Source organism: Serratia quinivorans (assembly GCF_946227985.1).
GTDB classification, from domain to species: domain Bacteria; phylum Pseudomonadota; class Gammaproteobacteria; order Enterobacterales; family Enterobacteriaceae; genus Serratia; species Serratia quinivorans_A.
Window position 1 is genome coordinate 282,248 of record NZ_CAMKGL010000002.1, and the last position, 15,897, is coordinate 298,144.

The following is a 15,897-nucleotide window of genomic DNA, read 5'->3' on the forward strand; positions in this document are numbered from 1 at the left end:
GATGCGTTTTCACACCGGCCTCGTTTGATGGAGAACATCATGACCCTTTGTCCTTATACTCGTGCTATCGCTGCCGTCACGGCTGACGACCCGCTCGCTGATTATTCGCAGATGGCGCCGATGGCGTTTCAGCCTAATTTGCACAGTTGGGTCGCGGCTTCCCCGGCGGCAGTCCGTGAGGTTTTGCACAGTAGCGATTTTGGGGTGCGCCCAGCACATGAACCTATTCCTGCTGCGTTGTTGAATACGCCTGTGCAACCTATTTTTGGTGCTCTGGTACGCATGCAGGATGGTGAACAACATCTCAAACTCAAAGTGGCCATCTTGCAGGCGTTAGCCGCTGTTGAAGAGACGATGATCCAGAAAACCGCATTAGCCGTCGCGCAAAAATTAATGCCTTCTTTAGCGTCGGACGCAAATCAGATCACCCGTTTCAACTATGCCCTGCCAGTTTGTGTGATTGCCACACTTCTGGTCGTTCCTGTGGATGCGTGGCCGGCGTTAGTCGATGACATACTGGATTTTTCCCGTTGCATTGCGCCAGGTGGCAGTGAGCAGCAGGTCGAAAGAGGGAGCGTGGCTGTGGGGCGCCTGTTAACAGGTTTGGATGGTTGCGATGGGCCATTATGGTTGAGTTTACAGCATGCATGTCGGGCGCAAGGTATTGACGGTCAGGCCGCCATGTTCAATGCCATTGGCTTGATGTTTCAGGCCTGTGAGGGAACCGCCGGTTTGATCGGACAGGCATTGTTACTGATGCGAAACCACACGGGGAGTGTGCAGGAACTGATTGCTAAAGTCTTGTCTGATACACCTTCGATTCAGAATACCCGCCGTTTTGCGCTCAGGGATACGCGGATTGCGGGGTGTCCGATATTGGCGGGACAGAGTGTCTTGGTATTGTTGTGCACGGGCGACGAAAGTTTTGCTTTTGGTGGTGGCGTACATCGTTGTCCAGGGGAGGGCTGGGCGAGAATTATCGCGCAATGCGGGATTCAGTATTTATCCGCATTGCGTATTGATCTACAGATGTTGAACAACGTTCATTGGCGGTCTTCGCAAAACGCACGTGTACCTGAATTTACTTCTGACAGGAGCTCATTATGATTGCCGTTATTTTTGAATTGCAGGCCGCCGACGGGCAACGTGAAACCTATCTTGAGTTGGCTGCTGAGTTGAAGCCGCTTCTGGCGGAGATTGACGGGTTTATTTCGATTGAACGCTTCCAAAGCCTGGCCGATCCGCAGCGTTTACTGTCACTGTCTTTTTGGCGTGATGAAGCGGCAGTACAGCAGTGGCGCAATATTGAGCAGCATCGCGCCGCACAAAAACGTGGCCGCCATGGCGTGCTGGCACAGTATCGCCTGCGGGTGGCAGAGGTGGTGCGCGACTATGGTCTGGATCAACGGGGGCAGGTGCCGCAAGACAGTCGTGGCTATCACGCCGATTGACAATTCTTGGGGGTTATCTTATTGATAACAGATGAACAGAAACCGTTTTGCATTCGCGCAGATTATTATCACCATTCATAGAGTGGTGGGATAGCGCGTCTGTTTTAAGCGAAACCCCGCCAGTCAGGCGGGGCAAAAAGGTCCTCCGACTGGCAATATCCCCAGGAGGCACGTATGAAGAACCATCCCCCCGCCGTTTTACACTTGATGTGCGGTAAAGCCGGTTCCGGCAAGTCGACGTTAGCGTACAGCCTTGCGCAGCAACCCCAAACGCTGCTGATGGTTGAAGATAACTGGCTGGCGACGCTGTATGAACAGCAGATGGCATCCCTGCAGGACTATGTGCGTTATTCGGCCCGACTGCGACAAGCGTTGAGTGAGCATATTGTACAACTGTTGGGTCATGGGCTGTCGGTGGTGTTGGATTTTCCGATGAATACGCCCGATCGGCGACTGTGGGCAAGGCAATTAGCCGAGCTGGCTGGCGTTGAGCATTGTTTGCATTTTTTGGATGTCAGTGAGGCATTATGTAAAAGCCGGATAAAGCTCAGAAATGAGCAGGGTGAACATCCCTTTACGTTAAGCGAAGAGACATTCGATCTGCTTACTCAGTATTTTGTTCCCCCCTCAGAAGAAGAGTGTTTAGCCGTTATCCGCTATTGCTGATCATCCCGTAATAAGGCAGGCCCTTATTTGGGCGCCGCCTTATTCATCGGGTTATCAGAAAGGCTTGGTCGGCAGGTATTTACCGTCCAGGGTGATTACCGCGCGCTCACCACCGTCTGGATCCGGTACTTTTTTGATATCCAGCTTGAAGTTAATCGCGCTGATAATGCCGTCGCCAAACTGTTCATGTACCAGCGCTTTCAGCGTGGAGCCGTAGATCTGCACCATTTCGTAGAAGCGATAAATGGTCGGGTCGGTCGGCACGCCGCCGGGGATGCTGCCGCGCAGCGGAATGGTTTGCAACAAGCGAATGGCGTCTTCATCCAAATCCAGCTTCTCTGCCACCACGCGGGCGGCCTGTTCCGGCAGCGGATGCTGGCCCAGCAGGGCGGCAGTGACGAACGCCAGACTCAAGCCGGTGCCCTGGTTAATCGCTTCAAAGGTCAGGTTTTTGCGGATCTTGGCCATCATAATGGTGTCGGTCAAGGTTTCGCGGGGGGATGAGTAGTGCAGTGACTGAGTCATATTGTTTCCTTATAAATGAAATTAAAAGCGAGATACGGCAGGGGTTGCCGTGACCTCAGGATTAGTGGCCAGCGGAATAAAACGGCGGGTTTCGCCATCCAGCGCTTCAATGCCGCCGCTGGCGATGTCATACACCCAACCGTGCAGCCTCAACTGCCCTTGTTCAAGTGCCAGTGCCACCGACGGGTGGGTTTTAATATTGTTCAGCTGTGCGATGACGTTCTCACGGACCATCGAACTGACTTTCTCGCTTTCGGATGCATGCGGATAAGCCTGATTTACCACCTTGGCAGCGTCGGCATAGCGCAGCCAGTTAGCCACGGTTGGCATATGTTCCAGGCACTGGCAGGTGGCGATGGCGGTCATTGCGCCACAGTCGGAATGCCCGCAGATCACGATATCTTCAACGCCGAGTGCAGAGACGGCATATTCTACTGATGCGGAGACGCCACCCGGTTCCGGGCCGAACGAAGGCACGATATTGCCGGCATTGCGGATCACGAACAGGTCGCCAGGTTCGCGCTGGGTAATCAGTTCCGGCACCAGGCGGCTGTCGGAACAGGAGATAAACAGGGTGCGTGGGCTCTGCTGGGTCGCCAGCCGCTGGAACAGTGCCGTGCGTTCGACAAACGCCTCACGCTGGAACTTCAAAAAGCCTTCAATAACCTCTTTCATACTGTCTCCATCTGGGTGCTGTTAAGCGATGGACGTATCTTGCGCCGCTCTGGCTATAGGGTCTAAGACCCATTTATAATGATTACCATAGGAATTACTAATAGTAGGGGCGCTATGCTGTTGCGACATATTCGTTATTTTCTGGCCGTTGCCGAGCAGGGCAACTTCACCCGCGCTGCCGAAGTGCTGCATGTCTCGCAGCCCACGCTGTCACAGCAAATCAAACAGCTGGAGGAGACGCTGGGTACGCCGTTGTTGGATCGCAGTGGCCGTACCGTGCGCCTGACCGATGCCGGTGTGGCCTGGATGCGCTATGCCCGCCTGGCATTGCAGGATCTGGACGAAGGGGCGCGCGCGATCCATGACGTGGCGACGCTGGAGCGCGGCAATCTGAGGCTGGCAATGACACCGACCTTTAGCGCCTACCTGGTTGGCCCGGTTATCGATGCCTTTTATCGGCGTTATCCGGGCATATCGCTGAGTATTCAAGAAATGACGCAGGACAGAATCGAGGCGTTGCTGGCAGAGGACCGGCTGGATTTGGGCATTGCTTTTAGCCAGGCGCAGTCGCCAGATATCGAGGCCAAAGACCTGTTTATTGAATCGTTGAATATGGTGGTTGGCGCCGACCATCTTTTGGCCCAACGGCAACACCCTTTGACGGCGGGGGAGCTTGAACGGCAACCCCTGGCTTTGCTGAGCGAAGATTTTGCTACCCGTCAGTTCATCGACGGTTATTGTCGTCAGCAGAATATCTGCCCACTGGTGGCGGTAGAGGCCAATGCGATTGGTGCTATCCTCGAGATTGTGCGCCGTGGTCAGCTTGCCACCATTCTACCGGCGGCGATCGCCCAGGCGGATCCGCAGTTACGGTCGGTGCAACTTGTCGCCGCCCTGCCGGCGCGTCGGGCGGTATTATTGCAACGTAAAAGCGCTTACCGCAGCGCGGCATCGCAGGCGTTTGTTGCGGTTTTACATCAGCAGGATTTGATGTCGGCACATTCCAATCCGGTATAAAACTGCTTGAATAGGGAGACTTTTATGAAAATGATTTTTCGCGTTGTGACTTTGCTTGTAGTTTCTTTCTGTTCCCTCAACGCTTACACCGCTGAACAAAGCAGGGAAGAGACAGAAAATGTTTTATCCAGGGTTAACAATTTCTCTTTGGGAATAAATGGGTTTGTTGGTATCGGCAGCGTTGGCGAAACCGAGTTAATAAAAATCCTAACCTATCAGGATGCGGGAGTCATTTTCTTGCGTATTGCCAAAAATCCGCAGGCAACGCCAGAAGCGAAACTTTATGCTGCCTGCGGCTTAAAAAAGCTAAATAACAACGACGGCGAAGCCGATTTCGCCCAAGAGTGGGATAAACAGGTTTCGGTATTGAAAGGGGATATTTTAAGGACAGAAAAGTTTAAAGAGGTCTATTTCAATATCTTAAAACATGGCTGCTGGTGATTTCTTTTTCGCAGAAAGTGCATTAGCCGGGATTTCCCCAGCAGATGGTGCAGATGGATACTGTCTCGTTATATTTTGGCGCTTTGCAGGCATAACTCTTGCCGCCAGCGGTGGCTCAGAAATTCGACCAGTACCCTCGCAGCTGGCCCCACAGGCCCTGGTGGGTAAACGGAGTAAACCCCAGTCTCTCTGCCCGTCCATTGCGGCAACACCTGCACCAACTCGCCCGAACTGATGGCGTCGGCCATGGTCACGGCGGAATGAAACGCAATGCCTTGCCCATCGAGACAAAACTGTTTAACTGCATCGCCGTTGTCTGCACGCATTCTGCCCTTGGGGCGAAAGAGGGTTTCACCTTTAAGGCCAAACAGGCGCCATTTCTCACCGTCGTGGCTCGCTGTAGAAACCAGACACTGGTGCCGTTGCAACTCCTCCAGGGTTTCCGGTATGCCATGCTGCTGCAGGTAGCTCGGTGCAGCAACAAGAATGCGACGATTATTGAGCAGTTTGCGTGCCACCAGGCTGGAGTCAGGCAGGCGGCCGATGCGGATAGCCACGGCCACGTGCTCCGCAACGATGTCGACATAACGGTCAGTCATCAGCATATCTATCCGTAACTGGGGATACTGGCTCATAAAAGCCGACAGGTGCGGCGCAACATGAAGACGACCAAAGGACAGAGAAGTGCTGACTCGCAGCGTTCCCCGTGGCTGACTTTGCTCATCGCGCATTCGCTCATAGGCGATGCGCAATTGCTCAAGTGCAGCGCTGCAGTCAGTAAAGTAACGCTGGCCCGCATCGGTAAGCGACATGGCTCGGGTGGTCCTGTTGATCAACAACATATCAACCTGTAGCTCAAGCTTTTTGACCAGACGGCTGATGGCCGAAGGGGTCATATTGAGCATTTGTGCCGCCCTGGCGAAGCTTTGGTGTTCCGCCACGGCAACAAAGACTTTCACCAGATGCAGGGAAGGTTCTTCCATTCGTTCTCCTGAGGAATGAATATCTGGAATTTGCCGCTATTATCATCCAGATTGCCGATGGTTAGAATATGTTTTTTATCGGGAGAATTTTATGGATCTCAACAATAACGCCACCGTTTTTGCCCGTTTACACTGCCAACCCCACCCACTGCGCCTGCCCAATGCCTGGGACGCCGGTAGCGCATTGTTGATTGAAAGCCTTGGTGCGGAGGCGATCGCGACCACCAGCGCCGGTGTTGCCTGGTCACTTGGTTATCGTGATGGGGATAAGCTACCGCTGGACCTGCATCTGGCGGCCACCGCGGCGATAGCCCGGGTGATTAAAGTGCCGCTCAGTGTTGATATTGAAGGCGGCTATGGCACGCAAGAAAGCAGTTTCGAAAATGTGGTTGCCCGCTTTATTGATGCCGGAGCGGTTGGCATCAATATTCAGGATGGCGCTGGTCCGCCGCAAATATTGTGCGAAAAAATTAGTCAGGCACGTAGCGTGGCAGATCACATGGGAGTCAGACTTTATATCAATGCTCGCACGGATGTTTATGCGCGCAATCTGGCTCCTGCCGCTTTACAAGTCAATGAGACGCTGGCGCGCGCCAAACTTTACCGTGACGCTGGGGCCGACGGCCTGTTTGTTTTGGGTCTGACGGATCCGGAGCAAATCCGTGATATTGCCGACAACACGGATCTGCTACTGAATGTGATCGCCTGGCCCGGTCTCCTGCCGGCAGGCCAGCTTGCTGAACTTGGCGTTCGGCGGGTGAGTATCGGCTCATGGATCCCGCAAACGCTGTGGGCAAATACCGCCAAATTAGCCGCAGGTTTTTTGGCCGACGGCAACTCTGAGCCATTGTTTACAGATGCGGCAGCTTATGGGCATATCAACGGTTATTTTCCTGATTAACCCGTCTTTCTGTCGGATGGGGATGATCGCATCCGACTTATCCATAAAACACCGCGCTTGTCTCGCTTCTTCTGCCACCGCGCCGTTGCTCAAATTGTCACCAAAACTTCCCGCGATCTCTTATCCCCGTTATGGCATAATGCGCGCCAAATCACATTCCTAATGATATGAAGAGCGAGCGCTGTGTTAAGCACTAACAACATTACTATGCAGTTTGGCAGTAAGCCGCTGTTTGAAAACATCTCTGTAAAATTTGGTGGCGGTAACCGCTATGGTTTGATCGGGGCCAACGGCTGCGGCAAATCCACCTTTATGAAAATCCTGGGCGGCGATCTGGTACCGAGCGGCGGCAACGTATTCCTCGATCCGAACGAGCGTCTGGGTAAGCTGCGTCAGGATCAGTTCGCTTTTGAGCAATACAGCGTGCTGGACACCGTTATCATGGGCCACCATGAACTGTGGGCGGTGAAAGAAGAGCGTGACCGTATTTACGCCATGGCCGAAATGAGCGAAGAAGACGGCTATAAAGTAGCCGATCTGGAAGTGGCTTACGGCGAAATGGACGGTTACACCGCCGAAGCGCGTGCCGGCGAGCTGCTGCTCGGTGTTGGCATCCCGGTCGAACAGCATTATGGCCCGATGAGCGAAATCGCGCCGGGTTTCAAACTGCGTGTGTTGCTGGCGCAGGCGCTGTTCTCCGATCCGGAAATCCTGTTGCTCGACGAACCAACCAACAACCTGGACATCGATACCATTCGCTGGTTGGAGCAGGTGCTGAACGAGCGTAACAGCACCATGGTTATCATTTCGCACGACCGCCACTTCCTGAACATGGTGTGTACTCACATGGCGGACCTGGACTACGGCGAACTGCGCGTGTATCCGGGCAACTACGACGAATACATGACGGCGGCCACGCAATCGCGTGAACGTCTGATGGCGGACAACGCCAAGAAGAAGGCACAGATTAACGAACTGCAGTCGTTTGTCAGCCGCTTCAGCGCCAACGCCTCCAAATCCAAACAGGCGACTTCACGTGCCCGCCAGATAGACAAGATCCAACTGGAAGAAGTGAAGGCTTCAAGCCGTCAGAACCCGTTCATCCGTTTCGATCAGGACAAAAAACTGTTCCGTAACGCACTGGAAGTGGAAGCGCTGACCAAAGGCTTCGACAACGGTCCACTGTTCAGCAAGCTTAACCTGATGGTTGAAGTGGGCGAGAAAGTGGCGGTGCTGGGCCCGAACGGTGTCGGTAAGTCTACCCTGCTGAAAACCCTGGTTGGCGATGCACAACCGGACAGCGGCAGCGTGAAATGGTCTGAAAACGCCAAGATTGGTTACTACGCGCAGGATCACGAATACGAGTTCGATGACACCCTGACGGTATTCGACTGGATGAGCCAGTGGAAGCAGGAAAAAGACGACGAGCAGGCAGTTCGCAGCGTGCTGGGTCGTTTGCTGTTCAGCCAGGACGACATCAAGAAGAAAGTGAAGGTGCTGTCTGGTGGTGAGAAGGGCCGCATGCTGTTCGGCAAGCTGATGATGCAGCGTCCTAACATCCTGATTATGGATGAACCCACCAACCACCTGGATATGGAATCCATCGAGTCGCTGAACATGGCGTTGGAAATGTACGAAGGCACCCTGATCTTCGTTTCCCACGACCGTGAGTTCGTAAGCTCGCTGGCAACCCGCGTACTGGAAATGACACCGACCAAGGTTGTCGACTTTACCGGCAACTACGAAGACTACCTGCGTAGCCAGGGTATCGTGTAACTCTCCGGTAGGGGCGCTGCATGTTGCGCCCAGTGATAATCGAAGGGGCGGGAGCGAATATTCCCGCCTTTTTTGTGTCTGCTATTCCCTGCCACACACTTCGCACAGAGGATCCTTCGGCAGCCTCATCTCACGGAACTGCATGGTCATGGCATCAAACATCAGCAATTTGCCGGTGAGCGGCTGGCCGTATTGCGTCAGCAGTTTGATGGCCTCGATAGCCTGCAGAGTGCCGATGGTGCCCACCAGCGGTGCCATCACACCTGCCTCGACGCAGGTCAGGGCGTTGTCGCCGAATAACCGGCTCAGGCAGCGGTAACAAGGTTCATCGACCTGGTAGGTGAATACGCTGAGTTGCCCTTCCATACGGATCGCCGCGCCGGACACCAGCGGTTTGCGCTGCGCATGGCACAGGCGATTGAGCAGATCGCGGGTTGTCACGTTGTCGGTACAGTCCAGTACCAGATCGTTGGCGGCAATCTGTGCCGCCATCTGTTCATCGTCCAGCTGCCCGTCAACGGCATCAATATGGATATGCGGATTGATGGCGCTCAGTTCGATACGCGCCGAATCAACCTTCGCCATGCCAATGCGCGCATCGTGGTGCAGGATCTGCCGTTGCAGGTTGGAGAGCGAAACGGTGTCGAAATCAACCAGCGTCAGATGACCCACCCCTGCCGAAGCCAAATAGGGCGCGGCGGCGCAACCCAAACCGCCCAGGCCAACAATCAGCACCCGTGCGGCTTTCAGCTTTTCCTGACCGTCGAAGTCGAAGCCGCGCAGGATAATCTGGCGGTTATAGCGCAGCGCTTCGGCATCGGTTAATTCCGGCAGCATGTTCAGCTCCTCAGTAGGGCGTTGAAGGGTTCAATTTCCACTTTTTCACCCATCGCCACAGAGCCGCGATCGCGCTCCAGTACGATAAAACAGTTACCCTGGCTGAACGAACTGAACACGTGCGAGCCCTGATGACCGGTGCTGCTGACTTCCAACTCGCCCTGGGCGTTACGGCTAAATACCCCGCGCTGGAAGTCGAGGCGGCCCGGCGCTTTCTTCAACGGTGTCAATGCGCGCGCTTGCAGACGCGGTGGCAACTGCCAGTCGCTGTGACCGGCCAGTTTTGCCAGCAGCGGTTGCACCAGTTGGTAGAAGGTCAGGGCGGCAGAAACCGGGTTGCCCGGCAGGCCGCAGAACCAGGCGTGTTTCAGCTTGCCGAAGGCGAAAGGCTTACCCGGTTTGATTGCCAGTTTCCAGAAGCTGACTTCGCCCAGTTCATCCAGCATCTGCTTGGTGTAGTCGGCTTCACCGACCGAAACGCCACCGCTGCTGATCACCACGTCGGCCTGACTGTCCGCCTGCTCGAAAGCGGCGCGCAGTGCTGCTTGATTGTCGCGGATAATGCCCAGATCGATCACCTCGCAGTCCAGCTGTTCCAGCATCAGGCGCACCGCAAAGCGATTGGTATCGTAGATTTGCCCTGCCTGTAACGGCTGGCCGACCGGTTGTAACTCGTCGCCGGTAGAAAACACCGCGACTTTCAGTTTGCGCATCACCTGGACTTCAGCGACGCCGAGCGAGGCCAGCAGCGGCAATTGCGCAGCACCCAGCCTGACGCCTGCGGGTAACACGCCTGCGCCCTGGCGAATATCTTCCCCTGCCAGACGAATATTTTGCCCGGCTTGTACTTCGGCCGTAAAGCGCACGCCTGCATCACTCAGTTCGGCCTGTTCCTGCATGATCACCGCTTCGGTGCCTACCGGGACAGGGGCGCCGGTCATAATGCGTACGCAGGTCTTGGCCGGCCAGTCGCCATTAAACGGCGCACCGGCAAAGGCTTTGCCCGCCACCGGCAACGGCGCGTTGGCTTGCAAATCCGCCAGGCGCACGGCGTAACCGTCCATAGCCGAATTGGCGAATGGCGGCACATCAATCGGCGAAATGACCGGTGCGGCAGTAATGCGGCCTGCGGCGGCGGTCAGGGCAATGGATTCGGTCTGCTGCAGGGGGGAGAGCTGGCTGAGCATCTTCTCCAGCGCCTGCTCCAGGGAAATGAGATCGGAAGTATGGCAATGATCCATCGGGGGAACTCCGTAATCAGGGTGCGCGATAAATAGCGGCAATGTGGGGGTATTATGAAGGATGCTATGCTGATGTAAACAACAGGAGGCAGTGATGCACAGACAGGTATTAGACTTTTGGTTTGATGAGATCGAACCGGCTTTGTGGTTCAAAAAGGATGATGATTTCGATCGCCTGCTGCATACGCGCTTTGGGCAGATCTGGCAGGCGGCCGCCGCTGGGGAGTTGGCACATTGGCGAGAAACCATTGAGGGGCGACTGGCGGAGGTGATTGTGCTCGATCAGTTCAGCCGCAACCTGTTCCGCGGCACGCCGCGTTCATTTGCCAGCGATTGCATGGCGCTGGTGTTGGCGCAAGAAGCGATCCGCAGCGGGCAGTGTGAACAGCTCAGCAAGGAACAACGGGGGTTTCTCTATTTGCCGTTTATGCACTCGGAATCGGCGCTGATCCATCAGCAGGCGCTGGCGTTATATACCGAGCTGGATAATGGCGACCAGTTGGAGTTTGAATTGCGGCATAAGGCCATTATTGACCGTTTTGGCCGCTACCCGCACCGTAATGCGATATTAGGTCGCGTCTCAACCCCGGAAGAAGAGGCATTTCTGTTACTGCCAGGCTCCGGGTTCTAAATATTATCATCTGCGTTCAGCCTGCTAAAAAGCAGCAGGTTGAACCTGTGAAAGTTAAATGTTCAGAGCTATCGGTTATTTTTCCGGATATTAGTTGTCTATCCACTCGCTGCTTTTACCAAAAATTCCAATCGTTATTTATGGCTTTTTTGTACTGTTCTAACTGTATGTTTTTATTCCATTAAGCTATTTCAATGTGCGAAATAATCTAAGCGAACTACGCTGAATGCTGAGCGTTGTCTTAATGCTTTACATAGAATGCAGGGCTAAATATAGTCGGGAAAAGAAAAAATAAGTCATTACCCATCCGGGAACGGTGCGGGATTAACACAGGGTGTCAGGCATATGAGCAAACCAGTGATTGCCATTCATGGCGGCGCGGGCGCAATTACCCGCTCGGCGCTGAGTGCGGAAAAGGAACAGGAGTATATCCAGGCGTTATCCGGCATTGTTGCCGCAGGTCAGCAGATCCTGGCCCAGGGCGGCAACGCATTGGATGCGGTGACCGAAGCCGTGCGCTTGCTGGAGGAGTGCCCGTTGTTTAATGCCGGCAAAGGCTCGGTGTTTACTCATCAGGGTACCCATGAGCTGGACGCCTGCGTGATGGATGGGCGCACCTGTGATGCCGGTGCGGTGGCGGGTGTTAGCCGGATACGTAACCCGATACTGGCCGCACGCGCGGTGCTGGAAAATAGCCAGCATGTCCTGTTCGCCGGCGAGGGGGCGGAGAAGTTCGCCGCCGCCCATGGACTGGAAATGGTTACCCCCGATTTCTTCTTTACCCAACAACGTTTTGACCAGCTGCACCGCGCCCAGGCAGAGCAGGGGCGAGTATTGCTCGATCACGATGGCGCTGAGCCGATCGATCCCGACAGGAAGTTCGGCACCGTCGGCGCGGTGGCGCTGGATGCTTTGGGCAATTTGGCGGCGGCGACATCGACCGGTGGCATGACCAACAAACAGGCCGGTCGGGTGGGAGATACTCCGATCATCGGTGCCGGTTGTTATGCCAACAATGCCACCGTGGCGGTGTCCAGCACCGGTACCGGCGAGATATTCATGCGTGGCGTGTCGGCCTATGACGTTTCCGCGCTGATGGAATACGCCGGTCTCAGCCTGCAGCAGGCCAGCGACCGGGTGGTAATGGAAAAACTGCTGGCGATGGGTGGTAGCGGCGGCATGATTGCCATCGACAGCCAGGGCAACGTGGCGCTGCCGTTTAACAGCGAGGGGATGTACCGCGGTTTTGGTTATGTCGGCGATGCGCCGTCCGTAGGGATTTACCGCTAACCGATCGCCAGGAGGGTACATGACCGAGACCTTTATGCCGCCCACGGCCGAGTCGGGGTTGTGGCTACCGCCGCAGCGCATACTGTCGGTGCGCGATCTCAGCGTTCAGTTTCATCAACAGGGCGACACCCTGGATGCGGTACGTAACCTGTCATTTGATGTCGATCGCGGTGAAACGCTGGCGATCGTCGGTGAATCCGGTTCGGGCAAGTCCGTCACCTCTCTGGCATTGATGCGGCTGGTTGAACAGGGCGGTGGCAACATCGTCAGCGGCACCATGCCATTGCGTCGGCGAAACGGCGAGGTGCTCGATTTGGCTCGCGCACGTCAGGGCACGCTACGCAGGGTGCGCGGTGCCGATATGGCGATGATCTTTCAGGAGCCGATGACCTCGCTGAACCCGGTGTTTCCGGTGGGCGAACAGATTGCCGAATCCCTGAGGCTGCATCAGGCGATGGACCATCGGGCCGCCAAACTGGCCGCCTTGCAGATGCTCGATCTGGTGCGCATTCCTGAAGCCAAAGACGTGCTTAACCGCTATCCGCATCAGCTTTCCGGCGGCATGCGCCAGCGAGTGATGATCGCCATGGCGCTGTCTTGCAAACCGGCATTATTGATTGCCGACGAACCTACTACCGCATTGGACGTCACCATTCAGGCGCAAATCCTGCAGCTCATCCGCGTGCTGCAGCAGGAAATGCAGATGGGGGTGATTTTCATCACCCACGACATGGGGGTGGTCGCGGAAATTGCCGACCGGGTATTGGTGATGCGTCAAGGGGAACGGGTGGAGCAGGGGCCAGTGCGCGAGCTGTTTGCCGCTCCACAACGGCCCTACACCCAGGCATTGCTGGCCGCGGTACCAAAACTCGGTTCGATGGCAACCCAGGACTTTCCGGCCAAATTCCCGCTGCCGAACGGTGCGGACAATGGCGGGCCGCAGGACACCGTACCGCCCGGAGCGGCACCGATCCTGCGGGTGGAGAATTTGGTCACGCGCTTTGATCTGCGCAGCGGCATTCTCAACCGGGTTACCCGCCGGGTGCACGCGGTGGAAAACGTCAGTTTTGACCTCTACCCCGGTGAAACTTTGGGGCTGGTGGGGGAGTCCGGCTGCGGCAAGTCCACCACTGGCCGCTCCTTGCTGAAGCTGGTGGACAGCCAGCGCGGCACCATTACCTTTGACGGCCGCCAGATTAATCAGTTGAAAGGCCCGGCATTGCAACACCTGCGGCGGGATATTCAGTTTATCTTCCAGGATCCTTACGCTTCGCTCGACCCGCGTCTGACCGTCGGTTTCTCAATTATGGAACCCTTGCTGGTGCATAACGTGGCGCGCGGCAAGGCGGCGCAAGAGCGGGTGGCCTGGCTGCTGGAGCGTGTCGGCCTGAAACCGGAACACGCACACCGCTACCCGCATGAGTTCTCCGGTGGACAGCGGCAGCGGATCTGCATTGCGCGCGCCCTGGCACTCAATCCTAAAGTGGTGATCGCCGACGAGTCGGTGTCGGCGCTCGACGTGTCGATTCAGGCGCAAATCGTCAATCTGCTGCTTGATTTACAGCGGGAGTTTGGCATTGCCTTTCTGTTTATTTCCCATGATATGGCGGTGGTGGAGCGCATCAGTCATCGCGTTGCGGTGATGTACCTCGGGCAGATTGTCGAAATTGGCCCGCGCCGCGCCGTGTTTGATAACCCGCAGCATGCCTACACCCGCAAGCTGATGGCGGCCGTGCCGGTGGCCGATCCGGCTCATGCGCGTAAACGCCAGCCGCTGCTGGTTGATGAAATTCCCAGCCCGATCCGTGCGCTGGGCGATGAACCCGTTACCGCACCGCTGGTGCAGGTTGGCCCCGGGCACTTTGTTGCCCGTCATCCGATCGCCGGTGCCTTTTAATGACCTCAGGAGATGCAAGCACCATGAAGCACACATTCAAACGTAAGGCATTGGCGGCCGTCGTGCTGTTGGCGGCAGTGGGCGCAGGCCCGGCCTGGGCGGCGAAAGATGCGGTGATCGCCGTCGCATCCAACTTCACCACGCTTGACCCCTATGATGCCAACGACACGCTGTCGCAGGCCGTGGCCAAATCTTTCTATCAGGGCCTGTTCGGTTTCGACAAGGACATGAAGCTGGTGAACGTGCTGGCAGACAGCTATGAGGTTAGCCCAGATGGCCTGACTTACACCGTCAAGCTGCATCCGGGGGTGAAATTCCATGACGGTACCGATTTTAACGCCGAAGCGGTGAAGGTGAACCTGGATCGCGCCAGCAATCCGGACAACCACCTCAAGCGCTACAACCTGTTCAAGATGATCGATAAAACCGACGTGGTGGATGCCACTACGGTGAAAATTGTACTAAAGGCGCCATTCTCGGCGTTTATCAACAATCTGGCGCACCCGGCGGCGGCGATCATTTCCCCGGCGGCGCTGAAACAGTACGGCAAAGAGATTGGTTTCCATCCTGTGGGTACCGGACCTTATCAGTTTGTGACCTGGAACCAGACCGATTTTGTCAAGGTGAAGAAGTTTGACGGCTACTGGAAGCCAGGGCTACCGAAGCTCGACAGCATCACCTGGCGCCCGATCGTCGATAACAATACCCGTGCGGCGATGCTGCAGACCGGCGAGGCCACCTTTGCCTTCCCGATCCCCTATGAGCAGGCCAAGGTGCTGGAAGGCAATGCCAAGCTTGATCTGGTGGCTGCGCCGTCGATTCTGCAACGCTATATCAGCCTGAATGTCACCCAGAAGCCGTTTGATAACCTGAAAGTACGTCAGGCGCTGAACTATGCCATCAACAAAGATGCGCTGATCAAGGTGGCGTTCTCCGGTTACGCGGTACCGGCAGAAGGCCCGGTGCCGCCGGCGATTGACTTCGCTACGCGTTATAAGTCCTGGCCATACGATCCCGCCAAAGCGCGCGAATTGCTGAAAGAGGCCGGATATCCGAACGGTTTCACTACCACTTTATGGTCGTCCCATAACCACAGTACTGCGCAGAAAGTGTTGCAGTTTGCCCAACAGCAGTTGGCGCAGGTTGGGGTGAAAGTGACGGTGACGGCGATGGATGCCGGTCAGCGTGCGGCACAGGTAGAAAGCGTTGGGGTGAAAGACACCGGCGTGCGTATGTTCTATACCGGCTGGTCCGCGTCGACCGGCGAGGCCGATTGGGCGTTGTCGCCGCTGTTCTCTACTCAGGCAGCACCTCCCAAGCAGTTCAACACCGCGTTCTACAGTAACCCGCAGGTGGACAAGGATCTGACCGGCGCGCTGGCGACCACCGATCGCGCCGAAAAGCAGAAGTTGTACAAAGACGCGCAGGATCGTATCTGGGCCGATGCGCCGTGGATATTCCTGGCGACTGAACGCCTGCTGTCGGCCAATAACAAGCAGCTGAGCGGTTTCTATGTCATGCCGGATACCTCGTTCAACTTTGATAACGCTGACCTTAAATAAGGCG

Annotated in this window: 16 protein-coding genes; 11 read left to right on the plus strand and 5 right to left on the minus strand. The window is 55.9% G+C overall.

The genetic code is table 11. The annotated features are described in order from the left end of the window. Window positions 1–39 precede the first annotated feature (39 nt). From OCH02_RS09955 to OCH02_RS09965, 3 genes are all read left to right on the plus strand, one after another. A complete protein-coding gene (locus OCH02_RS09955; protein WP_261431081.1) occupies window positions 40–1,107 on the plus strand; it encodes a cytochrome P450 in 1,068 nt (355 codons plus the stop codon). Further along, window positions 1,104–1,451, plus strand: a complete 348-nt coding sequence (locus OCH02_RS09960) for an antibiotic biosynthesis monooxygenase family protein (RefSeq protein ID WP_153857444.1) — start codon at window positions 1,104–1,106, stop codon at window positions 1,449–1,451. The genes OCH02_RS09955 and OCH02_RS09960 overlap by 4 nt, the downstream gene beginning before the upstream one ends. 174 nt (window positions 1,452–1,625) lie before the next feature. Beyond that, window positions 1,626–2,117, plus strand: coding sequence for an AAA family ATPase (locus OCH02_RS09965; protein ID WP_261431082.1), 492 nt, complete (start codon window positions 1,626–1,628; stop codon window positions 2,115–2,117). Between the two features lie 54 nt (window positions 2,118–2,171). Here the strand turns inward: OCH02_RS09965 and cynS are convergent, their stop codons facing one another. Together cynS and OCH02_RS09975 are read right to left on the minus strand one after the other, a co-directional pair. Then, window positions 2,172–2,642 carry a cyanase gene (gene cynS, locus OCH02_RS09970; protein ID WP_012005966.1) on the minus strand — a complete coding sequence of 157 codons (471 nt, stop codon included), beginning with the start codon at window positions 2,640–2,642 and terminating at the stop codon, window positions 2,172–2,174. Between the two features lie 21 nt (window positions 2,643–2,663). Beyond that, entirely contained in the window at window positions 2,664–3,317 is a 654-nt protein-coding gene (locus OCH02_RS09975) for a carbonic anhydrase (protein WP_261431084.1), read from the minus strand. Between the two features lie 114 nt (window positions 3,318–3,431). On the opposite strand from OCH02_RS09975, the gene cynR reads away from it, so the two are divergent. After that, complete coding sequence (cynR, locus tag OCH02_RS09980; protein ID WP_261431085.1) at window positions 3,432–4,334, plus strand: transcriptional regulator CynR; 903 nt, start codon at window positions 3,432–3,434, stop codon at window positions 4,332–4,334. 24 nt (window positions 4,335–4,358) lie between these two features. Then, window positions 4,359–4,775 carry an MchS3 family protein gene (gene mchS3 / locus OCH02_RS09985; protein WP_261431086.1) on the plus strand — a complete coding sequence of 139 codons (417 nt, stop codon included), beginning with the start codon at window positions 4,359–4,361 and terminating at the stop codon, window positions 4,773–4,775. Window positions 4,776–4,843: 68 nt separating this feature from the next. Here mchS3 and OCH02_RS09990 read toward each other — a convergent pair whose 3' ends face one another. Further along, window positions 4,844–5,758 (minus strand): LysR family transcriptional regulator, encoded by a 915-nt coding sequence (locus OCH02_RS09990; RefSeq protein WP_261431087.1) that lies wholly within the window; start codon window positions 5,756–5,758, stop codon window positions 4,844–4,846. A gap of 91 nt (window positions 5,759–5,849) precedes the next feature. Between OCH02_RS09990 and OCH02_RS09995 the strand changes: the two genes are divergently transcribed. Beyond that, the gene (locus tag OCH02_RS09995) at window positions 5,850–6,659 is read left to right on the plus strand and encodes an isocitrate lyase/phosphoenolpyruvate mutase family protein (protein WP_261431088.1); all 810 of its coding nucleotides are present in this window, start codon (window positions 5,850–5,852) and stop codon (window positions 6,657–6,659) included. A gap of 183 nt (window positions 6,660–6,842) precedes the next feature. Continuing rightward, entirely contained in the window at window positions 6,843–8,435 is a 1,593-nt protein-coding gene (locus OCH02_RS10000; protein WP_261431089.1) for an ABC-F family ATPase, read from the plus strand. Window positions 8,436–8,516: 81 nt separating this feature from the next. Here OCH02_RS10000 and moeB read toward each other — a convergent pair whose 3' ends face one another. Together moeB and moeA are read right to left on the minus strand one after the other, a co-directional pair. Continuing rightward, on the minus strand, window positions 8,517–9,272 hold the full coding sequence (moeB, locus tag OCH02_RS10005) for a molybdopterin-synthase adenylyltransferase MoeB (RefSeq protein WP_261431090.1): 756 nt from the start codon (window positions 9,270–9,272) through the stop codon (window positions 8,517–8,519). A 2-nt stretch (window positions 9,273–9,274) separates the two neighbouring features. Beyond that, the gene (moeA, locus tag OCH02_RS10010; RefSeq protein ID WP_261431091.1) at window positions 9,275–10,513 is read right to left on the minus strand and encodes a molybdopterin molybdotransferase MoeA; all 1,239 of its coding nucleotides are present in this window, start codon (window positions 10,511–10,513) and stop codon (window positions 9,275–9,277) included. A gap of 94 nt (window positions 10,514–10,607) precedes the next feature. Between moeA and OCH02_RS10015 the strand changes: the two genes are divergently transcribed. From OCH02_RS10015 to gsiB, 4 genes are all read left to right on the plus strand, one after another. Next, window positions 10,608–11,144: a DUF924 family protein gene (locus tag OCH02_RS10015; RefSeq protein WP_135315789.1), complete on the plus strand. Its 537-nt coding sequence runs from the start codon at window positions 10,608–10,610 to the stop codon at window positions 11,142–11,144. A 345-nt stretch (window positions 11,145–11,489) separates the two neighbouring features. After that, on the plus strand, window positions 11,490–12,434 hold the full coding sequence (locus OCH02_RS10020) for an isoaspartyl peptidase/L-asparaginase family protein (RefSeq protein ID WP_112362689.1): 945 nt from the start codon (window positions 11,490–11,492) through the stop codon (window positions 12,432–12,434). 19 nt (window positions 12,435–12,453) lie between these two features. After that, window positions 12,454–14,331, plus strand: coding sequence for a dipeptide ABC transporter ATP-binding protein (locus tag OCH02_RS10025; RefSeq protein ID WP_261431092.1), 1,878 nt, complete (start codon window positions 12,454–12,456; stop codon window positions 14,329–14,331). 23 nt (window positions 14,332–14,354) lie between these two features. After that, on the plus strand, window positions 14,355–15,893 hold the full coding sequence (gsiB, locus tag OCH02_RS10030; protein ID WP_261431094.1) for a glutathione ABC transporter substrate-binding protein GsiB: 1,539 nt from the start codon (window positions 14,355–14,357) through the stop codon (window positions 15,891–15,893). Window positions 15,894–15,897 lie beyond the last annotated feature (4 nt).